The sequence below is a fragment of the Bradyrhizobium sp. YCK136 genome (genome assembly GCF_044570075.1).
GTDB classification, from domain to species: domain Bacteria; phylum Pseudomonadota; class Alphaproteobacteria; order Rhizobiales; family Xanthobacteraceae; genus Bradyrhizobium; species Bradyrhizobium diazoefficiens.
The window spans coordinates 8,433,203-8,459,125 of the sequence record NZ_CP172424.1; the positions used below are offsets into that span (position 1 = coordinate 8,433,203).

25 protein-coding genes and 3 pseudogenes are annotated in these 25,923 nt (G+C 65.3%); 17 read left to right on the forward strand and 11 right to left on the reverse strand.

Going from position 1 to position 25,923, the window contains the following annotated elements; all coding sequences use genetic code 11:
• Positions 1–118: 118 nt before the first annotated feature.
• The 6 genes from ACFLEY_RS40710 (at position 119) to ACFLEY_RS40735 (ending at position 6,387) form a co-directional block, all read left to right on the forward strand.
• Positions 119–1,075, forward strand: a complete 957-nt coding sequence (locus ACFLEY_RS40710; RefSeq protein WP_211433928.1) for a carbohydrate ABC transporter permease — start codon at positions 119–121, stop codon at positions 1,073–1,075.
• A complete protein-coding gene (locus ACFLEY_RS40715; protein ID WP_011089803.1) occupies positions 1,068–1,964 on the forward strand; it encodes a carbohydrate ABC transporter permease in 897 nt (298 codons plus the stop codon). Before ACFLEY_RS40710 ends, ACFLEY_RS40715 begins: the two co-directional genes overlap by 8 nt.
• Before the next feature lie 127 nt (positions 1,965–2,091).
• Entirely contained in the window at positions 2,092–3,057 is a 966-nt protein-coding gene (locus ACFLEY_RS40720) for an MBL fold metallo-hydrolase (RefSeq protein ID WP_060910290.1), read from the forward strand.
• Between the two features lie 48 nt (positions 3,058–3,105).
• The gene (locus ACFLEY_RS40725) at positions 3,106–4,107 is read left to right on the forward strand and encodes an alpha/beta fold hydrolase (protein ID WP_011089805.1); all 1,002 of its coding nucleotides are present in this window, start codon (positions 3,106–3,108) and stop codon (positions 4,105–4,107) included.
• 20 nt (positions 4,108–4,127) lie between these two features.
• Complete coding sequence (locus ACFLEY_RS40730; RefSeq protein WP_060910289.1) at positions 4,128–4,592, forward strand: DUF6130 family protein; 465 nt, start codon at positions 4,128–4,130, stop codon at positions 4,590–4,592.
• Positions 4,593–5,031: 439 nt separating this feature from the next.
• On the forward strand, positions 5,032–6,387 hold the full coding sequence (locus ACFLEY_RS40735) for an esterase-like activity of phytase family protein (protein WP_211433929.1): 1,356 nt from the start codon (positions 5,032–5,034) through the stop codon (positions 6,385–6,387).
• Positions 6,388–6,600: 213 nt separating this feature from the next.
• Here the strand turns inward: ACFLEY_RS40735 and ACFLEY_RS40740 are convergent.
• The 6 genes and pseudogenes from ACFLEY_RS40740 to ACFLEY_RS40765 form a co-directional block, all read right to left on the reverse strand.
• A pseudogene (locus ACFLEY_RS40740) lies at positions 6,601–7,427 on the reverse strand (TonB family protein).
• Complete coding sequence (gene exbD / locus ACFLEY_RS40745) at positions 7,427–7,873, reverse strand: TonB system transport protein ExbD (RefSeq protein ID WP_060910286.1); 447 nt, start codon at positions 7,871–7,873, stop codon at positions 7,427–7,429. Before exbD ends, ACFLEY_RS40740 begins: the two are co-directional and overlap by 1 nt.
• Before the next feature lie 3 nt (positions 7,874–7,876).
• Positions 7,877–8,653 (reverse strand): tonB-system energizer ExbB, encoded by a 777-nt coding sequence (exbB, locus tag ACFLEY_RS40750; protein ID WP_038965517.1) that lies wholly within the window; start codon positions 8,651–8,653, stop codon positions 7,877–7,879.
• A gap of 27 nt (positions 8,654–8,680) precedes the next feature.
• On the reverse strand, positions 8,681–9,184 hold the full coding sequence (gene hutX / locus ACFLEY_RS40755) for a heme utilization cystosolic carrier protein HutX (protein ID WP_060910285.1): 504 nt from the start codon (positions 9,182–9,184) through the stop codon (positions 8,681–8,683).
• A 27-nt stretch (positions 9,185–9,211) separates the two neighbouring features.
• Positions 9,212–9,544 (reverse strand): antibiotic biosynthesis monooxygenase, encoded by a 333-nt coding sequence (locus tag ACFLEY_RS40760; protein ID WP_060910284.1) that lies wholly within the window; start codon positions 9,542–9,544, stop codon positions 9,212–9,214.
• Positions 9,545–9,643: 99 nt separating this feature from the next.
• Complete coding sequence (locus ACFLEY_RS40765) at positions 9,644–11,992, reverse strand: TonB-dependent hemoglobin/transferrin/lactoferrin family receptor (protein ID WP_171901202.1); 2,349 nt, start codon at positions 11,990–11,992, stop codon at positions 9,644–9,646.
• A gap of 262 nt (positions 11,993–12,254) precedes the next feature.
• Between ACFLEY_RS40765 and ACFLEY_RS40770 the strand changes: the two genes are divergently transcribed.
• The 4 genes from ACFLEY_RS40770 to ACFLEY_RS40785 are packed head-to-tail and all read left to right on the forward strand — an operon-like array spanning position 12,255 to position 15,303.
• Positions 12,255–12,461, forward strand: a complete 207-nt coding sequence (locus ACFLEY_RS40770; protein ID WP_060910282.1) for a hemin uptake protein HemP — start codon at positions 12,255–12,257, stop codon at positions 12,459–12,461.
• A gap of 6 nt (positions 12,462–12,467) precedes the next feature.
• A complete protein-coding gene (locus ACFLEY_RS40775) occupies positions 12,468–13,421 on the forward strand; it encodes a hemin ABC transporter substrate-binding protein (RefSeq protein ID WP_211433930.1) in 954 nt (317 codons plus the stop codon).
• Positions 13,418–14,500, forward strand: a complete 1,083-nt coding sequence (locus ACFLEY_RS40780; protein WP_060910281.1) for an iron ABC transporter permease — start codon at positions 13,418–13,420, stop codon at positions 14,498–14,500. The genes ACFLEY_RS40775 and ACFLEY_RS40780 overlap by 4 nt, the downstream gene beginning before the upstream one ends.
• On the forward strand, positions 14,497–15,303 hold the full coding sequence (locus ACFLEY_RS40785; RefSeq protein WP_011089816.1) for a heme ABC transporter ATP-binding protein: 807 nt from the start codon (positions 14,497–14,499) through the stop codon (positions 15,301–15,303). The genes ACFLEY_RS40780 and ACFLEY_RS40785 overlap by 4 nt, the downstream gene beginning before the upstream one ends.
• Here ACFLEY_RS40785 and ACFLEY_RS40790 read toward each other — a convergent pair.
• Together ACFLEY_RS40790 and ACFLEY_RS40795 are read right to left on the reverse strand one after the other, a co-directional pair.
• Positions 15,300–16,384 (reverse strand): annotated as a pseudogene (locus ACFLEY_RS40790) (mucoidy inhibitor MuiA family protein). The gene ACFLEY_RS40785 and the pseudogene ACFLEY_RS40790 overlap by 4 nt on opposite strands.
• A gap of 162 nt (positions 16,385–16,546) precedes the next feature.
• Positions 16,547–17,167, reverse strand: a complete 621-nt coding sequence (locus tag ACFLEY_RS40795) for a response regulator transcription factor (protein WP_011089818.1) — start codon at positions 17,165–17,167, stop codon at positions 16,547–16,549.
• Positions 17,168–17,366: 199 nt separating this feature from the next.
• Between ACFLEY_RS40795 and ACFLEY_RS40800 the strand changes: the two genes are divergently transcribed.
• Positions 17,367–18,404, forward strand: coding sequence for an AraC family transcriptional regulator (locus ACFLEY_RS40800; protein ID WP_060910280.1), 1,038 nt, complete (start codon positions 17,367–17,369; stop codon positions 18,402–18,404).
• Between the two features lie 2 nt (positions 18,405–18,406).
• Here ACFLEY_RS40800 and ACFLEY_RS40805 read toward each other — a convergent pair whose 3' ends face one another.
• Positions 18,407–19,618: an NnrS family protein gene (locus ACFLEY_RS40805; protein WP_060910279.1), complete on the reverse strand. Its 1,212-nt coding sequence runs from the start codon at positions 19,616–19,618 to the stop codon at positions 18,407–18,409.
• 133 nt (positions 19,619–19,751) lie between these two features.
• On the opposite strand from ACFLEY_RS40805, the gene ACFLEY_RS40810 reads away from it, so the two are divergent.
• On the forward strand, positions 19,752–20,462 hold the full coding sequence (locus tag ACFLEY_RS40810) for a Crp/Fnr family transcriptional regulator (protein ID WP_011089821.1): 711 nt from the start codon (positions 19,752–19,754) through the stop codon (positions 20,460–20,462).
• 120 nt (positions 20,463–20,582) lie between these two features.
• On the opposite strand, the gene ACFLEY_RS40815 is transcribed toward ACFLEY_RS40810, so the two are convergent.
• The gene (locus tag ACFLEY_RS40815; protein ID WP_011089822.1) at positions 20,583–20,780 is read right to left on the reverse strand and encodes a DUF1858 domain-containing protein; all 198 of its coding nucleotides are present in this window, start codon (positions 20,778–20,780) and stop codon (positions 20,583–20,585) included.
• Between the two features lie 257 nt (positions 20,781–21,037).
• Entirely contained in the window at positions 21,038–22,390 is a 1,353-nt protein-coding gene (hemN, locus tag ACFLEY_RS40820) for an oxygen-independent coproporphyrinogen III oxidase (RefSeq protein ID WP_060910278.1), read from the reverse strand.
• 203 nt (positions 22,391–22,593) lie between these two features.
• On the opposite strand from hemN, the gene ACFLEY_RS40825 reads away from it, so the two are divergent.
• From ACFLEY_RS40825 to ACFLEY_RS40845, 5 genes and pseudogenes are all read left to right on the forward strand, one after another.
• Entirely contained in the window at positions 22,594–22,794 is a 201-nt protein-coding gene (locus ACFLEY_RS40825) for a hypothetical protein (protein WP_028173043.1), read from the forward strand.
• A 25-nt stretch (positions 22,795–22,819) separates the two neighbouring features.
• Positions 22,820–23,284: pseudogene (locus ACFLEY_RS40830) on the forward strand (copper chaperone PCu(A)C); the annotation flags it as partial.
• A gap of 190 nt (positions 23,285–23,474) precedes the next feature.
• Positions 23,475–23,696: a hypothetical protein gene (locus ACFLEY_RS40835; protein ID WP_060910276.1), complete on the forward strand. Its 222-nt coding sequence runs from the start codon at positions 23,475–23,477 to the stop codon at positions 23,694–23,696.
• 123 nt (positions 23,697–23,819) lie between these two features.
• Positions 23,820–24,914, forward strand: a complete 1,095-nt coding sequence (gene nirK / locus ACFLEY_RS40840; RefSeq protein ID WP_060912879.1) for a copper-containing nitrite reductase — start codon at positions 23,820–23,822, stop codon at positions 24,912–24,914.
• A 53-nt stretch (positions 24,915–24,967) separates the two neighbouring features.
• A complete protein-coding gene (locus tag ACFLEY_RS40845; RefSeq protein ID WP_028173041.1) occupies positions 24,968–25,846 on the forward strand; it encodes an SUMF1/EgtB/PvdO family nonheme iron enzyme in 879 nt (292 codons plus the stop codon).
• Positions 25,847–25,923: the final 77 nt, after the last annotated feature.

The window sequence follows — 25,923 nt, forward strand, 5'->3', positions numbered from 1 at the left end:
TCATTGCGAGCGAAGCGAAGCAATCCGGAGCGTGTCCGCGGAGGCAGTCTGGATTGCTTCGTCGCTTCGCTCCTCGCAATGACGGCGGGGTGACCTTCAACGACAGGACAACGACACGATGTCCGTGACCACACTTCCCCCTCTCGCCCTGGCCCAGCGGCAGCCGTCCTGGCTGGTGCGCCTGTTCGACTACAAGCCGTTCCTGATCGTGATGTGCCTTGCGCCCGCGATCGGGCTGCTGGCGGTGTTCCTGACCTATCCGCTCGGCCTCGGCATCTGGCTCGCCTTCACCGACACCACGATCGGCCGCAAGGGCGACTATGTCGGCCTGGAAAACTTCCAGTATCTGCTCACCGACCCCCTGTGGTGGAACGCGGTATTCTACAGCGTGGTCTACCCGGGCATAGCGACGTTCGGGAAGTTCGCGCTCGGCTTCTGGCTGGCGCTCCTGCTCAACAACTATTTTCCGTTCAAGAGCCTGCTGCGGGCGATCATTCTCCTGCCCTGGATCGTGCCGACGGTGCTCTCGGCGCTGGCGTTCTGGTGGATCTACGATCCGCAATTCTCGATCATCTCCTATCTCCTGGTCGACGTGCTGCACTGGCGGTCGAGCAACATCGACTTCCTCGGCTCGCCCTGGCCGGCGCGCTTCTCGCTGATCGTCGCCAATATCTGGCGCGGCATTCCCTTCGTCGCGATCTCGCTGCTGGCGGGCCTCCAGACCATCTCGCCCTCGCTCTACGAGGCTGCGATGCTCGACGGCGCCAGCGCCTGGCAGCGCTTCCGCTACATCACCTTCCCGATGATGATGCCGATCCTCGCCATCGTGATGACGTTCTCGATCATCTTCACCTTCACCGACTTCCAGCTCGTCTACGCCATCACCCGCGGCGGCCCCGGCAACTCCACCCATTTGCTGGCAACGCTGGCCTTCCAGCGCGGCATTGCCGGTGGCGAGCTCGGCGAAGGCGCCGCCATCGCGGTGTCGATGATCCCGTTCCTGGTGTTCGCGACGCTGTTCTCCTATTTCGGCCTGGCGCGCCGCGATTGGCAGCAGGGAGAGAGCAATGACTGATACGGTCGCGCAAGCCACACCCGACACCAAGGCGGCGCCCGACACCATGGCCTGGGATTCCGGGCTGCGGCGGCTGATGATGATCTACCTGCCGCTCGGCTGCTTCGTGCTGATCCTGCTGTTTCCGTTCTACTGGATGGCGATCACCTCGTTCAAGCCGAACGCCGAGCTGATGAACTACAAGGCGCACAATCCGTTCTGGATCTCCTCGCCGACGCTGGCGCACATCAAGCACCTGCTGTTCGACACCGCCTATCCGCGCTGGCTGTGGACGACGATGCTGGTTGCGATCGGCTCGACCACGCTGTCGCTGATCGCGAGCACGCTTGCCGCCTATGCGATCGAACGCCTGCGCTTCCGCGGCAGCCCCTATGTCGGCCTCGGCATCTATCTCGCCTACCTCGTGCCGCCGTCGATCCTGTTCATTCCGCTCGCCACCGTCGTGGTGCAGTTCGGCCTGTTCGACTCACCGATGGCGCTGATCCTGGTCTACCCGACCTTCCTGGTGCCGTTCTGCACTTGGCTCCTGATCGGTTATTTCAAGTCGATCCCCTACGAGCTCGAGGAATGCGCGCTGGTCGACGGCGCGACGCGGCTCCAGATCCTGCGCCGGATCACGCTGCCGCTCGCCGTGCCCGGCCTGATCTCGGCCGGCATCTTCTCCTTCACGCTGTCCTGGAACGAGTTCATCTATGCGCTCGCCTTCATCCAGAGCGGCGCCAACAAGACCGTGCCGGTCGCGATCCTGACCGAGCTCGTCACCGGCGACGTCTACCAATGGGGCGCGCTGATGGCGGGCTCGCTGCTCGGCTCGCTGCCGGTTGCGATCTTCTACTCGCTGTTCGTGGATTACTACGTGTCCTCGCTGACCGGCGCGGTAAAGGAGTAATCGGCGGTTGCACGCGACGATCGTGCAATCGCGATAGACTGCTCACTTCTTCCGTCCCATCATGTCACGGTGATGGCGGGTCGATCGCTGGCGCCGTCAATTTATCGCTCGAGAAAGCGAGAATTGCATGGGATCGCCAAATTCGTTATCGCGACGCGGCTTTTGCCTGTGTTGCGTCGGCGGCGCCACGTTCGCCGCCTCCGCCGGATGGCTCACACCGCGCGAGGCCTACGCCGAGGCGCGCGGCCTCGTCAGCCTGATCAAGGACAGTGCGGCAATTTCTCCGATCACGGCCTCCAGGCTTCGCAACAATATCAGCGTGCTCGAAGGCTCCGGCGGCAACATCGCCGTCCTGACCGGGTCCGACGGCAAGCTCCTGGTCGATGCCGGCATCCGCGTGTCGCGCGCCCAGCTCACCAATGCGCTGGCCGGTCTCGGCACCGATCCCGTCACCCATCTCGTCAACACCCACTGGCATTTCGACCATGCCGACGGCAATGAGTGGCTGCATTCGGCCGGCGCGAAGATCATCGCACACGAGAACACCCGGAAGCACCTCCTCGGCGTTCAGCGCGTCGAAGACTGGGACTACAATTTCCTTCCGCTCGGACCCGGCGGGATTCCGAGCGAAGTGTTTGCCGGCAGCCACAAGCTCGGTCTCAACGGCGCCTCGATCAGCCTGAAATATTTCGGGCCCGCACACACCGACAGCGACATCTCCGTCACCTTCGTGGAAGCCAACATCGTCCACGTCGGCGACACATTCTGGAACGGCATCTATCCGTTCATCGACTATTCGACCGGCGGCAGCATCGACGGGATGATCGCGGCATGCGACGCCAATCTCGCGGCGACCGACAAGGATACGATCATCATTCCCGGTCATGGCAGGCCGGTCAGCAACAAGGCCGAGCTTCAGGCGTTCCGCGACATGCTGGTCGCGATCCGCGACAACGTCGCCCGCCTGAAGGCGCAGGGACGCACCCGGGACGAAACCGTCGCGGCGAAGCCAACCGCGGCCTTCGACGCGCAATGGGGGCAGTTCGTGATCGACCCCGGCTTCTTCACCAGGCTGGTCTACCAAGGCGTTTGAGGAGCGGACGACTGACGTCCGACCACCGAGTTTAACGGGGAGACCGACATGAGCATCGCAGAATTCACACCGGCGCCAGCCCGGCTCGATCGGCGGCGCCTGATTCTCGGATTGTCCGGGATGGCTGTTGCCGCGGCTCCGCAGGCTGCATCGGCCAAGTCGCAAGCCGGCGCGCAAGGCGGCGGCTATCCGGTCGTCCATCATCGAACCACGACCGTCGACGGCATCAGGATCTTCTATCGCGAGGCGGGTCCGAAGGACGCACCTGCGGTACTGCTGCTGCACGGCTTCCCGACCTCCTCGCACATGTTCCGCAACCTGATCCCGGCTCTGGCCGATCGCTACCACGTGATCGCTCCCGACTACCCCGGCTACGGCCAGAGCGACATGCCGCCGCGCGCGTCGTTCAAGTACACGTTCGACCGTTTCGGTGAGCTCGTCGACGGCCTGCTCGATCAGCTCGGCGTCACCCGCTATGCGATGTATGTCATGGATTACGGCGCTCCCGTGGGCTGGCGGCTGGCGCTCAAGCATCCCGAGCGCGTCAGCGGCCTGATCGTGCAGAACGGCAACGCCTATGACGAAGGGCTGAAGAAGTTCTGGGATCCGATCAAGCAATACTGGGCCGACGGATCCGATGCGAGCCGGCAGGCGTTGATGAAGCTCGTCACGCTGGAGACCACGAAATTCCAGTACACCGACGGCATGTCCGACGTCAGCCGGATTTCACCGGACAACTGGGTGCACGATCAGGCGCTGCTCGACCGTCCCGGCAACAGCGAAATCCAGATGGACCTGTTCTACGACTACCGGACCAACCTGCCGCTGTATCCCGCGGTGCAGGCCTACTTCCGCAAGCACAAGCCGCCGACACTGATCGTCTGGGGCAAGAACGATTTCATCTTTCCCGCCGACGGCGCCCATCCCTACAAACGCGACCTGCCCCAGGTGGAATTTCACCTCATCAACACCGGCCATTTCGCGCTCGAGGACAAGTTCGACGAAATGGTCCCGCTGATCCGCGACTTCCTCGCCCGCAAGATCGCCTGATCCTTTCGGAAGGAACGGCCATGTACGCCCCCCTCGACTGCATGGCCGTTCTGGCGGCCTCCACATTGTTTGCAGCGACCGCCGTCGCCCAGACCGCCAGAGACGTGCGTGGCCCCTCCCCGCTGGTTGCGATCGAAAACGAGGCGCCCGCCCGGCTGATCGTCGATCCGCCGCTCGCCGAGCAGTTGGCGCGAGGCCTCGTCTTCATCCAGTATGCGACGGAAAACCTGCGCGTGGTGCCGGTGTTCGGTAAGGGCGCGCTCGACGTATCGCCACGCATCGGCCACGTCCACGTTACGGTCGACGACGCGCCGTGGCATTTTGTCGATGCCAGTGGCGAGACCGTGATCGTGGTCGGACTGAAGCCGGGCCCGCACAAGGTGCTGTTCGAGCTGGCCGATCCCACACACCGCGTGATCGACAGCAAGACGGTCAGCTTCGAGATTCCGCCACAGCCAAAGCCAGCGCCCTCGCCGGCGCGGTAAAGGAGTAGGACGAATTCAAGCCTGTGAGGCGCACGAAACGCGCCCGGATCGCGTTCTCGGGCGCCTTTACAGACGACGATCTGCTGCATAGGCTCCAGAACATTATTTTTTGATTTTTTGGAGCATTTGACATGAAGACATTGGTGTTGACCGTCATCGCTGTTCTGTTTCTCGTCCCCGTTGCGTCGAGCGCGCAGGCCCAAACCGGAACGTCGACTGCAACCAAGAAGAGCAGCAAGCAACCACAGACCAAAAATCTGCCGCGGTGCAGCCGCGCAAATCAGATGGCCGGCAAACCGTGTTACGGCGGGTAGCGCCGAGCAAGGAGTGACAAAACCCCGGCAACGCGCCGGGGCTTTGGCTGCGGCCTTTGGCCCGCATTCACAAAACTGAAACAAGGGATCCGCATAAGGCATGCGTCCGCCAACAGGAGACGCACATGCGCGCGAGTTTTCTTGCCACCGTCGCAACGATCATTCTCACCGCGAGCACGGCGCTCGCCCAGAGCGAAGGTGAATTCCCGGCGAAGCTCGCCGGCCACGTGGTGATGCCGGCCGAATCGTTCATCGACGCGCCGGCGGATGCGCCCGCCGATCTCAAGACCTCCGGAAAGTACACCACCGGCAAGCGCGTCGACGCGCTCGGCACCGTGATGGGCAAATCCTATGAGCGGGCGACCGGCGTATCGCTGCCGTTCAAGGGCCAGCCGCTCCAGGGCCATTCCGGCATCAAGACCATGCCCGACGGCAGCTACTGGGTCATCACCGACAACGGCATGCGCGCACGCGCCAACTCGCCGGATTCGATGCTGTATCTCAACCGCTACAAGATCGATTGGGCGAGCGGCAAGATCGAGCGGCTAGAGACGATCTTCCTGCACGATCCCGACAGACGCGTGCCGTTCCGCATCGTCCATGAGGACACGCAGAAGCGTTACCTCACCGGCTCCGATTTCGACACCGAAGGTTTCCAGATCATCGGCGACACGTTCTGGATCGGCGACGAGTTCGGCCCCTACATCCTGAAGGCCGACAAGTCAGGCAAGATCCTGGGCGTGTTCGAGACGGTTGCCGACGGCAAGCCGGTGCGCTCGCCAGACAACTGGGCCGTGGCAACGCCGGGCGCGCCGGGCGCGACCTACACCAACGTCAACCTGCGGCGCTCCAAGGGCTATGAAGGCTTCGCCTCGTCCAAGGACGGCAAATTCCTCTACGGCCTGCTCGAGGGCCCGCTGTGGGACGCCGACAAGAAAGACTGGGAGAAGGTCGACGGCAAGGAAGCCTCCCGCATCCTCGAATTCGACGTCGCTGCGGAAAAATTCACCGGCCGCTACTGGCAATATGTGTTCGAGCAGAACGGCAACGCCATCGGCGATTTCAACATGATCGATCCAACCAACGGCCTCATCATCGAGCGCGACAATGGGGAAGGCACGCCCGACAAGGCCTGCCCGCAGGGCACTCGCGGCGACAACTGCTTTCCTGATCTCGCCAAATTCAAGCGCATCTACAAGATCGAGCTCACCGAGGCCAATATCGGCAAGCCCGTGCGCAAGATCGGCTATATCGACCTCATGAAGATCAAGGATCCCGACAAGAAGGCGAGAAAGCCGCTCAACGACGGCGTCTACACTTTCCCGTTCTTCACCATCGAGAACGTCGATCGCGTCGACGACACCCACATCATCGTCGGCAACGACAACAACCTGCCGTTCTCGTCCAGCCGCGATCCCAACAAGGCCGACGACGACGAGTTCATGCTGCTCGAGGTCGCGGACTTTCTGAAGGCGAAGTAAGGCAACGGTCTCTCTTCAGCCGCCACAAACTCCGCCGTCGTCCGGACAAGCGCAAGCGCAGATCCGGGACCCATAACCCCAGGCCGGAGTTGTGGCACGAGATGGTGGTGACGAATCTTCGCCAAACGCGACCCTGTGGTTATGGGTCCCGGATCTGCGCGCGCTTAGGGCGCGCTTGTCCGGGACGACGGCGGAGTTTGTGGAGACCGCGCCCTACCTCACCGTAAACTCCACCGGGATCGAAAAGCTCATCGCGCCGTTCTTGATCTCGTCGGGAAACGGAGGGAACGGCGAGGCCTGACGGATCATCGACATGGCCTGGGCGTCGAAGGCGGCAACGCCGGAGGAGCCGCCGAGACGGCTCGACGTGACCTGCCCGCTGCGGCCTAGGGTGAAGCTCAGCCTGGCCACGCCAGACCGCCGCCACCGGACGGATATTGGTGGAAACGCATCAGATGCGCGCGGACGCGTTGATTGTAGGACGCGATCGCCGAGGCCACCGCGCCCGCGCTCATCGCGGACGCCATGGGCGCCTCGCGCTCGGCGCGCGGCGGCGCGCTGGTGCGCGGCGCGGGCGTCGCCTCCGAGGGCTTTTTTGACTCGCGGCGAACGATCTTCGGCTTCTCCGGCACAGGCTTTTCAACCGGCACGATCTTCGCGGGCTCCGGCCTGGCTGGTGTCGGCTCCAGCTTCTGCTCAGGCGGCGCCACCACGTCAGGCTTGTCCTGCGGCGGTGTCGGCGCGATGGTCTCTTCGACGGCTTGCCGCTGCGCGGGCTCCGGCGGCGAAGCGTCGGCCTCCTGCATCACCGGCCCGGGCGCGACGTCGTCCGGCATTAGCTGCGGTGCCGAGGTCACCGGCGCCATGTCGACCATGATCGCGGGAAGGCTGACGCCCTGTTCCGGCTGCGATTTCAGCCAGCTCATCGCAAGCAGCGCGACGGCAACATGCAACGCCACGATCACTGCTCCCGAGACGCCCCAGCGTGCGCCCTCGCACTCGCCGAGCGGCTCGTGCAGGACAAAGGCGTTGGCGGCCATCAGCTGCGTCCGTCGAGGCCGACCAGGGCGACCTTCAAGTAGCCGGCATTGCGCAAGCTGTTCATCACCTCCATCAGATCGCCATAAGAGACGGCCTTGTCGGCGCGGAGATAAATGCGCTCGTCCTTGCGGCCCCTGGTGGCGGCGTCGAGAGAGGAACTGAGCGCCTCGCGAGCCACGACGTCTTCGCCGACGGCAATCGAGAGGTCCGGCTTCACGGTGACGAACACCGGCTTGTCCGGCCGCGGCGCCGGCTCGGCGGCGGTTGCCGGCAACTCGACGCCGATGTCGACGGTGGCGAGCGGTGCGGCCACCATGAAGATGATCAGCAGCACCAGCATCACGTCGATGAACGGCGTGACGTTGATCTCATGGGTGACGTCGAGATCACCGGGGTCGCCGCGCTTGAGCGGCGATCCCGGACCTGCGCCGAGCTTTGCCGCCATGGCCTACTCCGCCGCCCGCGCCAGGCGGAAATCACTGATATCGCGCTGGCGGCTCACCAGCAGCATCAGCTGCGCCGAGGCATCGCCAAGCAGCGCGCGGTAATTGGCGATGCCGCGGACGAGATGATTGTAGATCACGACTGCCGGGATCGCGGCCACGAGGCCGAGCGCGGTGGCAAGCAGCGCCTCCGCGATGCCGGGCGCGACCACCGCAAGGCTCGTGGTGTGGCTCTCGGAGATGCCGATGAAGGCGTTCATGATGCCCCACACCGTGCCGAACAGGCCGACAAACGGCGCGGTGGCGCCGATGGTCGCGAGCACGCCGGTGCCGCGCGCGATCTGCCTGGACATCGCCGCCTCGACCCGCTCCAGCCGCAGCGCCACGCGCTCCTGAAGACCGTCGTCGACAATGCCGCCGGAGAGCTCCGCCTCCTTCGCGCAGGACTGGATGAGCTGGGCGACCGCATCATGGGCGTCCCCGGTCCGCTCCGCCGCCTCCGCCAGCTTCATCCGGCCCTCGAGCGCGCGCGTCCGCTGCACGGCGAGCGCACTCTTGCGGCGCAGCTCGACGGTCTTGGCGAGCCACACCGTCCACGTCACCACCGAGGCGACGGCCAGCCCGATCATCACCGTCTTCACGATGATGTCGGCGCCGAGGAACATGCCCCACGGCGACAGATTGCGCGGCAACAGCGCTTCGTCGATCGCGAAGGCCGGCGCCGGCGCGAGCGCCAGCGCGATGGTTAGGATCACGTGCCGAAGCCTGGACTTGCCTTGCATCCTGATCACCCGACAGACAGAAGGAAGCTATGCCGCGATCCGATCCGCGAGCTGGCGGAACCGCGCGAGCTGGTCCGCACGCAGCGCCCGGGTCTCGTCGCGGCCGACGAAGACCTTGAACATGATGCCACCGTCGGCATTGACGAAGGCGACGAAGGCCGAATTCTTGCCCATGAAGGGGCGCTCGACGAAGGCGATGCCTGCGCAACGCTCATGGCGCAGATGGCCATGCAGGCCCTTCGGCTGCATCAGGTTGAAATAGCCGCGGCCGATCTCGCCCGCGGGAATTGATCCGGTGAATTCGAAGATCGCGTCATCCGTGTGCACGATCAGCGTGACCTCGCCCCATTGTGCGATGTCCTGCATGGCGGCGGCAAAATGCTCGCCGCCTCCCATGCGCACCATCGACGAGGGCAGTGCCTCGATCACGGCACGTGGCGTGACATTGCGCCCCCGCGCGACGTCCTCGATCACCGCGCCGGGATTGTCGGCCATGTACGCCTTGAGATCGGCGAGATCGGTGCTCAACATGTCCAGCTCCTCTCCTGCGTCGCGGCCTCAGGCGGCCGCGGCCTTGCCTTCGCTCTGGATCACCTCGAAGCCCTCGAACTTGGGATGGCCCAGATAGAGGCTCTCGCCGGTCCGATTGTCGGCGCGGGCATGGGCGCGGCGGAATTCCTCGGAGCGCGTCCAGGCCTCGAACGCCGCCTTGTCGACCCAGGTGGTGTGCGACGAGTAGAGCGTGTGGTCCTCGGCCTCGGGGCCCTTCAGGAGATGAAACTCGACGAAGCCCGACATGGTGCCGAGATAGGATTCGCGCGTGGCCCAGACCGTTTCGAACGCGGTCTCCGCGCCCTTCTTCACCTGGAAACGATTCATGGCGATGAACATAAAAGTCTCTCCTTCTGATCAAGATGAAAACGCGCCGAAACCGCGCTGGAGCATCAGCGCGGCCCGGCGGAGATGGCTGGCGTTGCGACGCCTGTCGGCTCACGCACCTCCAAAGTGGATCTTCATGCCGGCCTTGTAGACCCTGCCCGGTCCCGGGCTCGACCACAGCACGTCGTTCTGCGTGGTGCCGTCGGTCGAGCTGCCGGGAATGGCGTAAGGCCGGTAGTACTGGTTCAAGAGGTTGTCGATCGAGGCCGACAACACGATGTCCCTGGTCGCGTTGTAGGTCAGGTACAGGTTGACCAGCTCGTAGCCGGTCGCGGGCAGATAGCCGGCGGGCACGTCGTTGTTGGGACCGTACGAGGCCCACTGCGCCGTCAGGATCAGCGTACGATCGAGCAGGCGGACGCCGCCGGTCGTGACGACCTTGCGCGGGGTGATGGTCGCAAGCCCGATATTGGTCGCGACGTTCTTGCCCTGGATGTAGTGACCGGCAACACCGATGAACCAGTCGCCGGCATCGTACATCGTCTCCGCCTCGAAGCCCTGGATGCGAGCATTGGCGATGTTCTGGTACTGATAGAACTGGCTGAACGAGCCGAATGGCGGCACCGCGACCGGCGCCGAAGCAACGAGGTCGATGTAATCGCCGACATCGTTGCGGAACAGATTGATCTTGCCGCGGAACGAATCGTTGGCACTGAAGATGTTGTCGTATTTCAGGTTGATGCCGACTTCCTTGTTCTTGCCGACCTCGGGACGAAGGTTCGGGTTGGGCAGGAAGCAGAACAGGCCGGCCGTGCCGTCCGGACAGACGAAGAAGGCCGGTCCGCCACCGGTCGCATGCGCGCCCGAGATCACGGTCTCGGTGATCGATGGGGCGCGATAGCCCTCGGCATAGCTGACATAAGGCTGGAAGCCCGGAACCGGCGTCACACCCAGGGTGATCTTCGGCGAGAAGCGGTCGCCACCGGTGCTGGTCTTGCCGGAATCCAGGTTATAGCGGTCGTAGCGGATCGCGCTCACCGCCTCGAACCAGGTGCTGTAATTCTGCTTCAGCTGGAGGAAGCCACCCGACACTGTGCGGATACCGCTTGGCGTGGTGATGTTGGAATTGCCGCGGCTGTCGGTCGTGATCACGTCGTCCTGGAACCCGTCGACGCCCCAGGTGAGCGCATTGCGCCAGTCGCCGACGTTGAAGCGCGTGGTGTTGTTGGCGTCGACGCCATACGTATTGAGGACGTAGCCGCGCTTGTCGCCGACGCAGCCCGAGACGTTGTTGCCGAAGCCGCCGTTGCAATAGGCCGATGGTGTCGTGCCGTAGTGATAAGTCTTGGTCTGGTCGTTGTCGGTGCGATTGCCGTAGACCGACATGTGCCAGTCGAACAGATTGTCGCTCGGAAGCGAGTAGTTCCAGGTGACGGTTCCGGAGTAGTTCTTGGCATCGGACGCGTAGACCGACGACCCGCGATTCAACGCAATCAGCGCCTGGGTGGTCGTCGGACCGCGATTGAACTGCCCGATATCGTATTGATAGTCCTGGAACACGGCGCCAAACTTGACCTCGTGACCGAGGGCCGGCCGCACGGTGAGCTTCATCAGGCCGGCCTCGACCTGGTTGCCGGTGTTGCCGATCTCGGTGCCGTTGCCGTCCTTGTAATTGCCCTGCGTGCGGTAGACCGCGCCGCCGAAGATATCGACATCGGGCGTGGCGCGCACGCCGCCGAATACCGAGCCGAGGCCGCGATTGTTGTTGGAGCCGTAGGATCCCGAGAGATCGACACCCCAGCGCTCGCCGGGACGCAGCACGTCGTTGATGTCCTTGGTGCGGAACGAGACCAGGCCGCCGATCGCGCCGGAGCCGTAGATGTTGGCGGTCGGTCCCCGCACGACGTCGACGCCGCCGATCAATTCAGGATCGAGGAAGAAGGAGCCGTTGGCATTGTGGCCGGTGCGTTGATAGTTCTGCCGCGCGCCGTCGACCACGACCGCGACGCGGCCGAAATCCTGCAAGCCGCGAATGTTGATAACGGTCGCGGGATCGTCGCCGCGCTCCTGGAACGAAACACCGGGAACCGAATAGAAGACGTCCGACAGCCGGTTCGGCTGAAGACCCTGGATCTGGTCGAGCGAGATCGAGCTGACGGGCGCGAGCGCGTCGATCGCTCGCTCCCTGGTCTTGGTTGCGGCGACCGTGATGGTGTCGAGCGTCTGCACCGGCGCGGCGCTGCCCGCCTGCGCACGGGCGTTCAAGGCGTCAGGCGTTGCCTGCTGTGCAGCCAGCGGCTTGGCCGGCTTGCGCTTGGCCTGCTTCGGCCGTTCCGGCGACCCATGTTCGGCCTGCGGCGATGCGGTCTGCGCGAGACCGCTCTCCGTCGCCAATGCCGCGATTGAAACCACCGACGCACCCAAAATCAAGGCGCGCGAATACTTAGCCCCGTCAGCCATATCAGCCCCAGCCTGCACTTCACTTTAGTTTTTGGAGTCGTTTGGCTGGCGTGCGTTCGCAAAGCGAACGACTGGCTGGCTGATCTTCTTAAGACGCGGGCATGTTGCCCGCTGTCATGATTGGTAACGTGGCAACACTCTGACGGTCAATGACGTCAGGTTGCAGTTTATATCGATTGTAAATTTCCACCGTTGGAATGCGCCTGATGCCGCCTATACAAACAGGCGGCATCTGAAATTTCGAAGGCGCATCACACGGGCAATGTCAGCAAAATCAGGAGACAGCGGCAGCGGCGCGGCAGGGCCGGCAGAAAGTCCTTCCGCGACAACGAGAACCCTCACCGTGCGCGGGAGCCGGATCGACAGCCGCGAGCTCTTTGCGCACGAGCGCGAGATCACCATCGCGCATGGCGAGGACGCCTATCGCCTGCGTTTGACCTCGCAGAACAAGCTGATCTTGACGAAGTAACCTGCAATGACATTTTGCCGCACCCTCACACAGATCCTGCTGACCGGTACGATCGCAGTCGCATCCGCCGCACACGCCGCTGGGATCACCGTGCATGACGCCCGCAATCGCGACGTCCCTGTTGCCGACGTCGCACGCACGGTCTCGATCGGCGGCGCCATCACCGAGATCCTCTATGCGCTCGGGCTCGAGAGCCGGCTGGTCGGCGTGGACACCACGAGCCTTTATCCGGCGGCGGCGCTGCACGACAAACCCAACGTCGGCTACATGCGCCAGATCTCGGCCGAGGGCGTGCTCGGCCTCAATCCCACGCTGATCCTGGCGATCCAGGGATCGGGCCCGCGCGAGACCATGGACATCCTGGAGACGGCGAAGGTGCCGCTGGTGCTGGTGCCCGAAACCTTTTCCGAGGACGGCCTGATCGAGAAGATCAGGCTGGTCGGCCACGCCATGGGCGTGGATGCACGCGCCGAATGCCTCAGCGCCGCAGTCGGCGCAGATCTCGCCCAGCTCCGCGCGCTGCGCGCCAAGGTGAAAAAGCCGGTGCGCGTGATGTTTGTGATGTCGCTGCAGAACGGGCGTGCCATGGTCGCCGGCCACAAGACCGCAGCCGACGAGATCATCCAGCTCGCCGGCGCCGCCAACGCGGTCGACGATTACGACGGCTACAAGATCATCGGCGACGAGGCGATCGTGGCGGCCAGGCCCGAATTCGTGCTGTCGATCGAGCGCGGCAAGGAGTCGCTCCAGGCCGACGCGGTCTATGCCCATCCCGGCTTCGCGCTGACGCCGGTCGCGGCCAACAAGAGCTTCATCACCATGGACGGGCTTTATCTGCTCGGCTTCGGGCCGCGCACGGCGGCGGCCGCGCGCGATCTCTCCGTCAAGCTCTATCCGGCATTGGCCGACCCGGGCGGCGCGTTCACGTCGGCTCTGTCAGCGGCGAATTGCCGGCAATGAGCGTCGCGATCGGAACCGAGGCACGGAGCCTGCGACGAAGCGCGGGACGGCGGTCAGCATCGTTCGCGATTCCGCTTCTGCTCGCGGTGCTCACAGCCACCGCCATCGTCGCCCTGACGGTCGGCGCAGCCGGCATTCCCCTTTCCCGGCTGCCTGCTGCGCTCGGCGTCATGAGCAGCACGACCGCCGATGCCATGACGGCACGCGACCAGCTCGTGCTGTGGTCGATCCGCATCCCCCGGATTGTGGCGACCGCGATGGTCGGCGGACTTCTCGCCGCGGCCGGTGCGATCATGCAGGGCCTCTTCCGCAATCCTCTCGCCGATCCGGCCCTGGTCGGCGTCTCCAGCGGCGGCGCGCTGGCCGCTGCAAGCGCGATCGTCTTCACGGACTCGCGTTTCGGCGAGACGTTGCGCGTCCTCCAGACGGAGCTATTGCCGCTCGCCGCCTTCGCAGGCTCGCTGGCTACGACCGCGATCCTCTACGGGATCAGCAGCCGCGCGGGGCGGACCTCGATCGCGATCTTCCTGCTCGCCGGCGTCGCCATCACCGCCATCACCAATGCCGGCATTGGCTTGCTGGTGTTCATCGCCGACGACCGCCAGCTTCGCGACATCACGTTCTGGCTGCTGGGCTCGATGAGCGGCGCGACCTGGACCAAGGCCGCCGTGCTGGCGCCTATCCTCGTCATCGGGCTTGCCGCCTGCGCCTTCATCGGACGCGGCCTCGATCTGCTGGTGCTTGGCGAGGCTGACGCCTTTCACGGCGGCGTCGACGTCGAGCGCCTCAAGCGGATCTCGATCGTCATGGTTTCCGCCATGACCGGGGTCGCGGTGTCGATCAGCGGCTTCGTCGGCATCGTCGTGCCGCATCTCCTTCGCCTCGTCATCGGACCGGCGCATCGCCTGCTGCTGCCGGCTTCGGTGCTGCTCGGCGCCATCCTGATGGTCGGCGCCGACACGCTGGCGCGCACCATCGTGGCGCCGGCGGAGATGCCGATCGGCATTCTGACCGCGGCGGTCGGCGCCCCGGTCTTCTTGGGGATCCTGCTGCGGCAACGCGGGCTCGCCTCGCTATGAGCGCGGTGATCGAGGCGCGACACCTAAGCAAGCGCGCCGGCCGCGCGAAGCTGCTGGATGGCGTCGGCCTCACGGTTGCGGCCGGCGAGATGGTCGCCATCATCGGCCCGAACGGCGCCGGCAAGTCGACCCTGCTGCGGCTGCTCTCCGGCGACCTCCGTCCGAGCCAGGGCGAGGTATGGCTGAAGCAGCGCGACATCGGCAGCTACACGCCGCGCGAGCTTGCCGCGCGACGCGCGATGCTGTCCCAGCACATCAACGTCACCTTCCCCTTCACCGTCGAGGAGATCGTGCTGATGGGCGCAGGCGACCGCAGCGCGCGCGAGGCAGGCCGGCTCGTCGATGCCGCGCTGGACGAGGTGGGGCTGGCGCATTTCCGCGAACGGCAATTGCCGACGCTGTCGGGCGGCGAGCAGCAGCGCGCCCATTTCGCCCGCGTGCTGGTGCAGCTCGCCTGCGGCGAGGCCGAGCATGGACCGGGGCTTCTGCTGCTGGACGAGCCAACCTCGAGCCTTGATCTGCGCCACCAGATCGACCTCGTCGAGGCCGCGCGCCGCCGCGCTGGCACCGGCACCGCCGTGATCGCGATCCTGCACGATCTCAACCTGGCGATCCGCTTCGCCGACCGGCTGGTCGTGCTGAGCGGCGGCAAGCTCGCCGCCGACGGCCCGCGCACCGAGGTCGTCACGCGCGAGACCATCCGCGACATCTTCGAGATCGACGCCGTCGTCCACCAGGCCGACGGCGTTCCTTACGTGCTGCCGCAATCGATGCGGGCGGCTGCGTCTGCGGCGAGGATTTAACCCGCCGGCACGATCACCATGCCCTTGTCCTTCGGCCAGCGGATGCGCCAGGCGAAGTTGACGTCCCTGACCTCGCCGGGCTTGGCGTCGAACGACCATTCCAGCACGCCGCGCTTGTCGCGAATGTTGCTCGCGGTCGGCGGCGTGGTCGAGGGCAGCATCTCGACGACGATGTCCTCGTTCTCGCTGACCGGCAGCTGATCCTCGATCGCGACACGAATCGGAAAGTCGTGACCGTTGCGAACGGTGGTCTTGAACGAACGCTCGTCGGTCTTCGACGTCGTGACGAGCAAGCCGGCCGAGCCTTCGTTGCGCTTCAGCACAGCGCGCTCGATCTTGACCTTGTCGTCGGCGCGCCGGTGTCGAGCCGGGCGTCGTAAAGCGGCAGCCAGCGCGCGTTACGCACATTGTAAGTGACCCGCAACGTCGCCTTGGCCGCGGCCGGCGCGGCGATGTCCATACGGACTTCGAGCTTGCTCGGCGGTTTGGCCTTGCGCTCGACTTCGAGCTGGGCGATCTGCCGATCGATCTCGCGCATCTTGCGCGTGGCGTCGCGAACAGCGGTATCGGCGCTCGCAATTTCCTCGCCGACCGCGGCGAAGGCCGTGCGCCATTCGGCGATCGGCCGCGCCTCGCCCTTGTCGCCGATGCCCGCGGGGGACGCTTCCGCAAAGTGCTCCGCAAATTTGCGCCGGGCATTGGCTGAGTCGATCGCGCCTTGCAGGTCGGCGCGCTGGTCATTCAGGGCCTCGATGCGCTTGTCCAGCTCGGGCAGGTTGACCGGCGCCGCACGCGGCGTTCGCGCATCGATCGTGCCGATGGTGAGCTTTGCACCACCCTCACCCTCCACCCGGATGGAGGAGGTATCGAGACCAAGCGGGAAGTCCTTGGCAACGAGCGTCGAGTCACCGGACGGCAGGTCGACCGTGATGATGCGAGTGACGGTGGCACCATCCGGGTAAACCGTGACGGTATCGATGGCCGATGTGGCGTCCACATCGGCGGCCCACGACGGCAACGCGAATGCCGTGGTCACCAGAACCAGGCTCGTCGTTGCCAGACATTTTGCGGTGATGCGCATGAAGTCCCTCCTGCCGGGATCGCTGCGCCGCCAGCCGGACGCGCGATCAAATGCCTCGCCATCGTGGTGAGACGCGGCAGGGAAGGAACTGGTTCGATTGGGGTTTCCGTGGGGCGCCGCTGCGGCGGCACCATGGCCGCGGAACGCGTCGCGCGCCGAGCTTTACATTTGGGTCGGCGAACCCTGGCCGAAGATGCGGCGGAGCAGATCGGTCACGTTGCGGGCGCCGGCCTTCTTCAGAATGCTGGCACGGTAGCCTTCCACCGTCCGAGCGCTCAGATGCATGCGCCGGGCGATCTCCTTGTTGGTGAGGCCGACCGCAAGGTGCTCGAGCACGTCGCCTTCGCGCGCCGTCAGGGGCTCGCAGCCGGGCAACCAGCGCTGGCGGTTTGAGTTGGGCTGCCCGAACTCGTCGATGGCGGCATCGATCCGGTTGACGACGTCGCGGGTGCGGAACGGCTTTTCGATGAAGTCGGCCGCGCCGCTCTTGATCGCGTCGACCGCCATGGCGATGCTGCCGTTCGCCGAAGTCACCAGAACCGGCGCCATGCAATTCTCCTCGCGCAGCCGCCTGAGCACGTCGAGGGCGGAGCGATCCGGCGGCATCTCGAGCAGCACGCAGGCCGGCATCCGCGCCCTCGCTTCCGAGAGCAGGGACGCGCCGTCGGCGAAGCAGATCACGTCATAGGCGCTCTGTTGGAGCGCGGCGGAAAGTTGTTCGCGGGAGGCGGCGTCGGTGTCGATGACGAATACCTCGCCCTTGGAAAGCATGTTCCCCGGCATAATCCCGATCCAGCAATGTCTTGGTCAAATGATCCGAGACGGCCGGGGCCTCATCGCGCCCGGCGTCATGAGCACGGCATTCACGCCCGTGCTTCGGTTTCCCTTATGTATGTTCCGTCATGTTCCTGGATTTGACGGAACGGGACAGAAACTTTACATTTCGGGACATCTGCGGGAATGGCTGGCAGGAACGGTTTGCATGACCGACCTCATTCGCAGCGCAGGCTTGAGCTATTACCCGGAGGTCGCCCGGTCGGTCGGGCTCGACCCCAAACAGATGATGCGCAAGGTCAGGCTGCCGCTGACCTGCCTCGACAAGCCGGATACCCCCATTGCCGTGACCGGCCTGCGCCGCCTGCTCGAACTATCGGCACAGATGTCCGGCGCCGAAGATTTCGGCTTGCGCCTCGCCGAACGCGGCGGCCTGACCAACTTCGGCGCGGTCGGCCTGATCGTGCGCGAACAGGCGACCGTCGGCGAAGCGATCGAGGCGTTTTCGCGTTTCATCCATATCCATCATGACGGCATGCGGCTTGACGTTGCACGCAACAAGCAGACCGTGACCGTCGCACTGCATCTGCGCGGACGGCAGCCGAGCGCGCCGCGCCAGTCGATCGACATGGCGCTCGGCAGCGTCCACCGCATCATCCAGTCGCTGTTCGGTCATGACTGGCGGCCGCAGGAGGTGCATCTGCATTATCCGCCGCCGCACGACCGCAAGCGCTACCGCGACTTCTTCGGCTGCCGCGTGACGTTCAACGCCGAGGACGACGCGATCCTGCTGTCGGTGCACGACATGGAGCGCCGGATCCCGAGCGCGCATCCGCTGATCGCGAGCTATCTGCGCAAGCGGATCGAGGCGATCGAGACGCGTCCGGCAAGCTGGGAGGAGAAGGTCGACGAGGTCGTGCGCCTGCTGCTCGCCAGCGGCGACTGCACGGTCGAGCGCGTGGCCGAGCATCTCGCCTGCACCCGCCGCACCATCCACCGCCACCTCGCCGCGTCAGGCACCAGCTTCTCGGCCATCCTCGACGCGCAGCGCGCCGATCTCGTCGTCAAATTGATCGACGACCCCGGCCGGCCGCTGGCCGATATCGCCGCGCAGCTCGGCTTCTCCGCGCAAAGCGCGATGGCCCGCTGGTTCCGTGGCCGCTTCGGCTGCACCATCACCGCATGGCGCAAGGGCGTGCGCCCGTTGGCCAAGCCGGCCGACGTGCCTTCGGCATCCGCGGCTTAGCTCTATCGTGCCGGAGCGGGCAGGCCCATGATGGCCAGTGCGCGCCGGCTGCTGCCGGCGAGCAGCGGGCCGAACGCAATCGCAAAGCCGAGGAAGGCGACGACCCAGCCGCAGGCGGCAATGTGCAGCAGTGCATCGGCATGCGCAGGCCACACCACGGCAGCAACCCGCGCCAGCGCCGCGGCGATGATCGCGACGTAGATACCTTGCGTCGCCGGCGAGGCCGTCAGGGTCTGTCCGGTGTGGCCGAGGCTCGCACGCGTCATCACCGCAAGCGTCATCGTTCCGGCGGCGCCCGCCATCCAGGCGTGAATCCCCGCGCTCGGCGGCAACGCACCGAACACGGCCAACGCATGCAGGAGGAAACCGAGCGGCACGAAGACATAGCCGACATGCAGGATCAGGAGCAGCCGCTCGCGCGAGGTGCGGTCGCCAGCCCAGCGCGCAAGCCGCACCAGATGCAGCACGCCGACGAGCGCCATCGCGGCACCGGTCACCACATTCAACGGCGCCACGATCCACGAGATCAGCGCCAACGCGCTCAATGCGATCACCGAGCCATCGAAGCGGCCGAACGGGACCGGCAGGCGGCCGGGATTGAACTTGACCAGCCAGTTGCGGGTGAAGCTCGGAATGATGCGGCCTCCGATCAGCGCGATCAGCAGCACGACCACGCCGATGCCGACGCGGATGCTGACATCGGCCGCGCCCGCGTAGTGCGCTTCGAGATGAAAGCCGACATTGCCGGTGAGCAACACGAGCACCAGGATCACCACGGGAAGGTTGCGCCAATTGCCGCCCGCGATGATCTCGCGCGTCGCGGCGGCGACGACCAGCGCCAGGAACGCGGCATCGACGACAAGCGCGAACGCCCAGCCGACCTCGGCGGACAGCGTCACCGCGAGGCGGCCGGCCAGCCACACCGCCAGCAACGCGCCCAGCGACGTGCCCTGGATCGGCAGCCGCCCGGTCCAGTTCGGGATCGCCGTAAACAGGAACCCGGTGATGACCGCCGGCAGGAAGCCATAGAGCATCTCGTGGACGTGCCAGTCGCGCGGCGCGAAGGCCGACGTCACCGACAATTCGCCGTAGAACATCGGCAGCCAGGCCAGGATCGAGAGCCCTGCCTGGATGGCGGCGAGCAGGAAAAAGGGCCGAAAGCTGTTCGCGAACAGCGGCCAGCCCGCAAAGTTGCGGGATCGGGCGCCAGCCATGGGGGCAACTCCTGTAAATTCAGACCGTTGCTTGGAAAAATACTGCCGCCCCGGCCGGCGGGTTTTGCGCTATCGCAAACTACCGGACGATTGCAGGTGCCATCACACTCCAGAGCGCCAAGGAGGAGGCAGAATGGCCAAGGTCGACACATCGCTGGTTGCGCATTTGCCGCTGTTTGCCGGGGTCACGCCGGAAGCCCTGGACGAGATCCTGCGCGAGGCCCGCTCGGCGCGCTATCCCAAGAACAGCGCCATCTTCGAGCAGGGCGCAGACGCGCAGTCCTTCTTCCTGCTGCTGCACGGCCATGTCCGCGCGGCCAAGACCACGCCGACCGGCGAGCAGATCGTGGTGCGCTACGTCGCGCCCGGCGAGACTTTCGGGCTCGCGATGGCGATCGGAGCCGGGCGCTACCCCGCGACTGCGATGGCTGTCGACGACAGCGTGGTGCTGATCTGGCCGACCTCGGCCTGGCCGCGACTGGTCGAGCGGTTTCCGGCGCTGGCCGCCAACACGCTCCAAACCGTCGGCACGCGGCTCCAGGAGAGCCACACCCGCATCCTGGAAATGTCGACCCAGCAAGTCGAGCAACGCATCGCGCATGCGCTGCTGCGCCTCGCCAAGCAATCCGGCAAGAAGCTCGACCACGGCATCGAGATCGACTTCCCGATCAGCCGCCAGGACATCGCGCAGATGACCGGCACCACGCTGCACACCGTGAGCCGCATCCTGAGCGGCTGGGAACAGCAGGGCCTCGTCGAGAGCGGCCGCCAGCGCATCATCCTGCGCGAACCGCACAGGATCGTCGTGCTGGCGGAGCGGAGCCCCGATAGCGGCGCGCCATGAGGGCTGCGCCGGCAGGTTCACCCTGCTCCCGAAGATTGGGGTGAGAGCCGCTTTCGCTTACGGCGAAAGCGCTCCCTCACCCGGGAATCCGCACGCGGCCCGCGCGAATTCCAGACCGTCTCACGCCGGCACGCAGTCGCAGAGCGCGGCGAGGAATTTGTCGCGGTCGATGCCGTGCTCGCGGCAGGCGTCTTCCACCGTGTGGAAGGTTGCGATCGGGCAGCCGACGCAGGCCAGCCTGAAAGCAAGAAACACGCGGATCGTGTGCGGCGCCGTGCGCATGATGTCATCGACCAGATCGTCGGATCCAAAAGGCATGGACAACTCCGTTCCGAAACGACGATAGCGGAGCGGGCTGTGGTTTCTTTGTTGGAGCGCAAGCTGTTGCCAGTTCCTCGGCTCGTCATTCCGGGGCGCGCCACCGAACCCGGGTTTACCCGAGTTCGGAAGACTCTAAGATCCAAGTCGGCAACGGCCGACTTGAATGGCGCGAACCCGGAATCCATCGGGCAGCAAGCTGTGCGGTGAAATGGATTCCGGGTTCGCGCCAAGCGGCGCGCCCCGGAATGACGCAGCTACACCGCCCGGCTATGCAGCTGCTTGCCCGGATCCAGATGCGCGTCGAACGCGGCGGCGACGCTGCGGACCAGGAAGCGCGAGTCGTTCGCGACCGCGAGCCGGTCGCCGTCCAGCCTCACGACGCCGTCAGAAATCAGCGGTTTCAGACGCGACGCCGATTTGAGCATCGCCTCGGGCTCTGCGCCGTGGCGCGCGCAGATATCACCGAGGTCGGCGCTGAACTCGCACATGATGCGCTCGATGATGTCGGCGCGCAGCCGGTCGTCGTCGGTGAGCCCATAGCCCTTCGCGGTAGCGAGGCGGCCGGCGCCGATGCTCTGCGCATAGGCGCCGATCTGCACCTCGTTCTGGACGTAACCCTGCGGCAGATGTCCGATCGCGCTCGCGCCGAAGCCGAGCAGGACCTCGCCTTGGTCGGTGGTATAGCCCTGGAAATTGCGCCGCAGCGTCCGCTCCTCGAAGGCCACGGCCATGGAATCGTCGGGTCGCGCGAAATGATCGAGCCCGATCTGCACGTAACCGGCCTCCTTCAGGGCATTCGCGATCGCACAGGCCTGGTCGTGACGCGCCGGGCCGTCGGGCAGCGCGCCCTGGTTGATCATGCGCTGGTGCTTCTTGAAATCAGGCACGTGAGCGTAGCCGAACACCGAGAAGCGATCGGGCGCGAGCAAGAGGCTGCGCCGCACCGTGTCCAGGCACGAGGCGACGGTCTGATGCGGCAGCCCGTAGATCAGGTCGAAATTGATTCCCGCGATGCCGGCGCGCCGGAGCATGTCGACGACGGCCGCCGTCTGCTCGAAGCTCTGGATGCGGTTGATCGCACGCTGCACGATGGGGTCGAAACTCTGCACCCCCAGGCTGGCGCGATTGACGCCGGACAGCCGCATGGCCTCGACCATGTCGGCGGTCAGCGTGCGGGGATCGATCTCGACGGCAATCTCGGCCGATGGCAGTACGAAGAACGCCTGGCGCATCGCCGCCATCAACTCGGCAAAAGCCTCGGGCGCCATGATCGTCGGCGTGCCGCCGCCGAAATGGATATGCTCGACCTTGATGCGGCGGCCGATGGTCTCGGCGACCAGCGCGATCTCACTGCGCAGCGTCCGCTGGTAGGCCGCAATCAGATCGTCGCGCCGGACGATCTGGGTATGGCAGCCGCAATACCAGCACATCTCGCGGCAGAACGGCACGTGCAGATAGAGTGACGCGCTGGCACCGGCCGGGAGCTCGGACAGCCAGCGGGCGTAGGTACCGGCGTCGATGACCGGCGAGAAGTGCGGCGCGGTCGGATAGCTCGTGTAGCGAGGCAGTCTTTCTTCGCCGTAGCTCACTGCGAGATCAGCTCTCATATCTTACCCATTCGTAAATTTCGGCCGCTTGCGGAGCCGCGGCAAATCACGGAATGTATTCAGCTAACCCGGATTTGCGGAAGCGACCTTGCGCTCGCGCAAAGTCGGACCGGGGCACCGCAAACATTGCGCTCGCGCAAAGCGCAGCGGACGGTTCCGCGCAATGATCACGGGCAATTCGCACGGCATCCGGAGCGTTTGCCATGAGGCTTCTCGCACTCGAACTGATTTTCTCCCTGCTCGACGTCCGCGGCCATATCCCGCGTTTCGACGACTTCCGGCCGGTTCCGGCCTCGCCGGCCCCGGCCGGTATCGTGCACACTCTGGCCGCCGTAATCGCCGTCCTCGCCGTCCTGTCGCTGGCGATCTGGGCCGCGGTCTGGGTTGCCATTCATTTGCTTTAGCCGCGTCTTCGCGAAGGCCTCGATCATGATCTCATCCAAGCGCGCATTTGCCGGCGCGGTCGCCCTGACATGCCTTGTCTGGCCGCCCGCCTTCGCCGCCGACACGACCAGCGGCGATCTCGTCATCACCAGGGCCTGGAGCCGGGCGACGCCCGGGGGAGCCAAGGTCGCCGGCGGCTATCTGACGATCGAGAACAGGGGCCACGCGCCGGAGCGGTTGCAGACCGCATCGGCCGCCCATGCGCTTCGAACCGAAATCCACGAAATGGCCGTCAACAACGGCGTCATGACCATGCGCCCGCTCATCGACGGGCTCGTCATCGCCCCCGGACAAATCGTTGAACTTGCCCCCGGCGGCGGACACCTGATGTTCATCGGCCTCGATGCTCCACTTCGTGTCGGCGACCAGGTACCGGTGACGCTGTCGTTCGAGCATGCCGGCGAAGTGAAAGTGACGCTCGACGTACAGGCTATCGGCGCGCAGGCACCGGAGAAAACAGAGCGCACGGAGATCGCGCAGCCCGCGCACCACCCCGAGCCGGCGGCGGCCACTCCGCCCACGATGGTTTCCGAAGCCGACGAAAGTTTCTTCACCCATCTTCATGCCGAGAAGGCCATGGCGAACGTCACGGTCTCACCCGGTCGTGCCGGTCCGGTCGAGATCGCAATCCAGCTCGAAGATGCCGAACGAGTTGCCGCTGAGCGCCGACGCCGTTGCAGTCACGCTCGGCAACCCCGAGCACGGCGTGGCGCCGATGACCGCAAACGCCGAACGCGTCGGCAACGATCAGTGGCGAGTCAGGATGTCGGCGCCGCTGTCTGGCCGCTGGTCGCTGGGCCTCGACATCCGCATCACGCCGTCGGACGCGGTCAACGTGGTGTCACCGATCCTGCTCCGTTGAAGGATCTAAGTACTGTTGCGGAGGCGAATCCGGCGAAAGCTTGTTGCAGCGCAAACACTCTTGCCGTAACAGGCGCACACTGCATCCCGTCATCAAAACCATTTCAGATGAAGGATGCTTCCGATGTTCACCCGCAGAGCCGCATTGATCAGCGCCGCCGCGACCGCCCTGATGCTGGCGACACCCGCCCTGGCCGCCGACGATCTCAAACTGCCGCGCCAGAAAGTGGAGCTGGTCGCCCCGCCGTTCGTGCATGCGCACGAGCAGGCGACCAAGCAGGGCCCCAAGATCGTGGAGTTCAAGCTCACGATCGAGGAGAAGAAGGTCGTCATCGACGAGAAGGGTACCACCTTCCAGGCGATGACCTTCAACGGCTCGATGCCGGGCCCGCTGATGGTGGTGCATGAAGGCGACTACGTCGAAACGACGCTGGTCAATCCCGCGACCAACACCATGCCGCACAACATCGACTTTCACTCCGCGACCGGCGCGCTCGGCGGCGGCGCGCTCACCCTGATCAATCCCGGCGAGCAGGTCGTGCTGCGCTGGAAGGCGACCAAGACCGGCGTGTTCGTCTATCACTGCGCGCCGGGCGGCCCGATGATCCCCTGGCACGTCGTCTCCGGCATGAACGGCGCCGTGATGGTGCTGCCGCGCGATGGACTGAACGACGGCAAGGGCCACGCGCTGAAATACGACAAGGTCTACTATGTCGGCGAGCAGGACATGTACGTGCCGCGCGACGAGAAGGGCAATTTCAAGTCGTATGACTCGCCGGGCGAAGCCTTCACCGACACCGAAGAGGTGATGAAGAAGCTGATCCCATCCCATGTCGTGTTCAACGGCAAGGTCGGCGCGCTTACCGGCAAGAATGCGCTCATCGCCAATGTCGGCGAGAACGTGCTGATCGTGCACTCGCAGGCCAATCGCGACAGCCGCCCGCATCTGATCGGCGGCCATGGCGACTATGTCTGGGAGACCGGCAAATTCGGCAATGCACCCGAGGTCGGGCTGGAGACCTGGTTCATCCGCGGCGGCTCGGCAGGGGCTGCGATGTACAAGTTCATGCAGCCCGGCATCTACGCCTATGTCACGCACAACCTGATCGAGGCCGCCGACCTCGGCGCCACCGCGCACTTCAAAGTCGAAGGCAAGTGGAACGACGATCTGATGACCCAGGTGAAGGCGCCTGCGGAAATCCCGGCCAACACCAACTAGACGCGACAAGGGGCCGGTGGATCACCGGCCCCTTCTTCCTTTCGGGGGACAACATGCTGATCGCATTCAAGCTGAAACTGGTCCTGGCTTGCGCGGCCGGACTCGCAGGACCGATCGCGGTGGCGCCGCTGGTCTCGGACATGGCGGTCCGCGGCACGGCGACGGAGCCCGCGATCGTCAAGATCGCGCCGGGCAATCTGTCCTATCGCGAGGCGGGCGATTTCACGCGGGGCGGACAGCAGGCGGAAGCGCCGCTGCGCGCGATGCGGTTCACGAGGCCGCTGCATGTCATGCGGCATCAGGTTTCGTCGTCCGACTACCAGCTTTGTGTGCAGGACGGCGCCTGCCGCGCGCTCGATCGCGACGTGGCGATCGCCACCGATCGCCCCGCGGTGCAGGTGAGCTGGCACGACGCACAGGCCTATGCGGGCTGGCTCTCGCACCGGACCGGCAAGACGTGGCGCCTGCCGAGCGACGCGGAATGGGCGTTTGCGGCGGGCTCGCGCTTCAAGGACGATGGCGCGCCGGTGGACGCGGACAATCCTTCGAAGCGCTGGATCAGCCGCTATGAGCGGGAATCCGAACGGGACCTTTCCGACACGACGGCCTATGCGTTCGGCAAATTCGGCGCGAACGAGCACGGCATCGAAGATCTCGCCGGCAACGTCTGGGAGTGGACCTCGACCTGCTTCGTGCGCTCGCGGACCGACGCGGCCGGCAATGCCGGCCGGGCGACCGTGAATTGCGGCGTGCGCATCGCGGAAGGCGCCCACCGCGCCTATGTCACCGATTTCATCCGCGACGCCCGCGCTGGCGGCTGCGCGCAGGGCGTGCCGCCCGCCAATCTCGGCTTCCGCCTGGTGCGCGAGGAGCCGTCGTGGGTCGCGAGCGTGTCGGCGCGGTGGAGCAAGACGTGGGCGGCGAGGTCGTAGCCGCCCTCCTGCCGTCATTGCCCGCGAAGGCGGGCAATCCGGTATTCCAGGCCTACGCGGAGCATGACAGTGTCGAA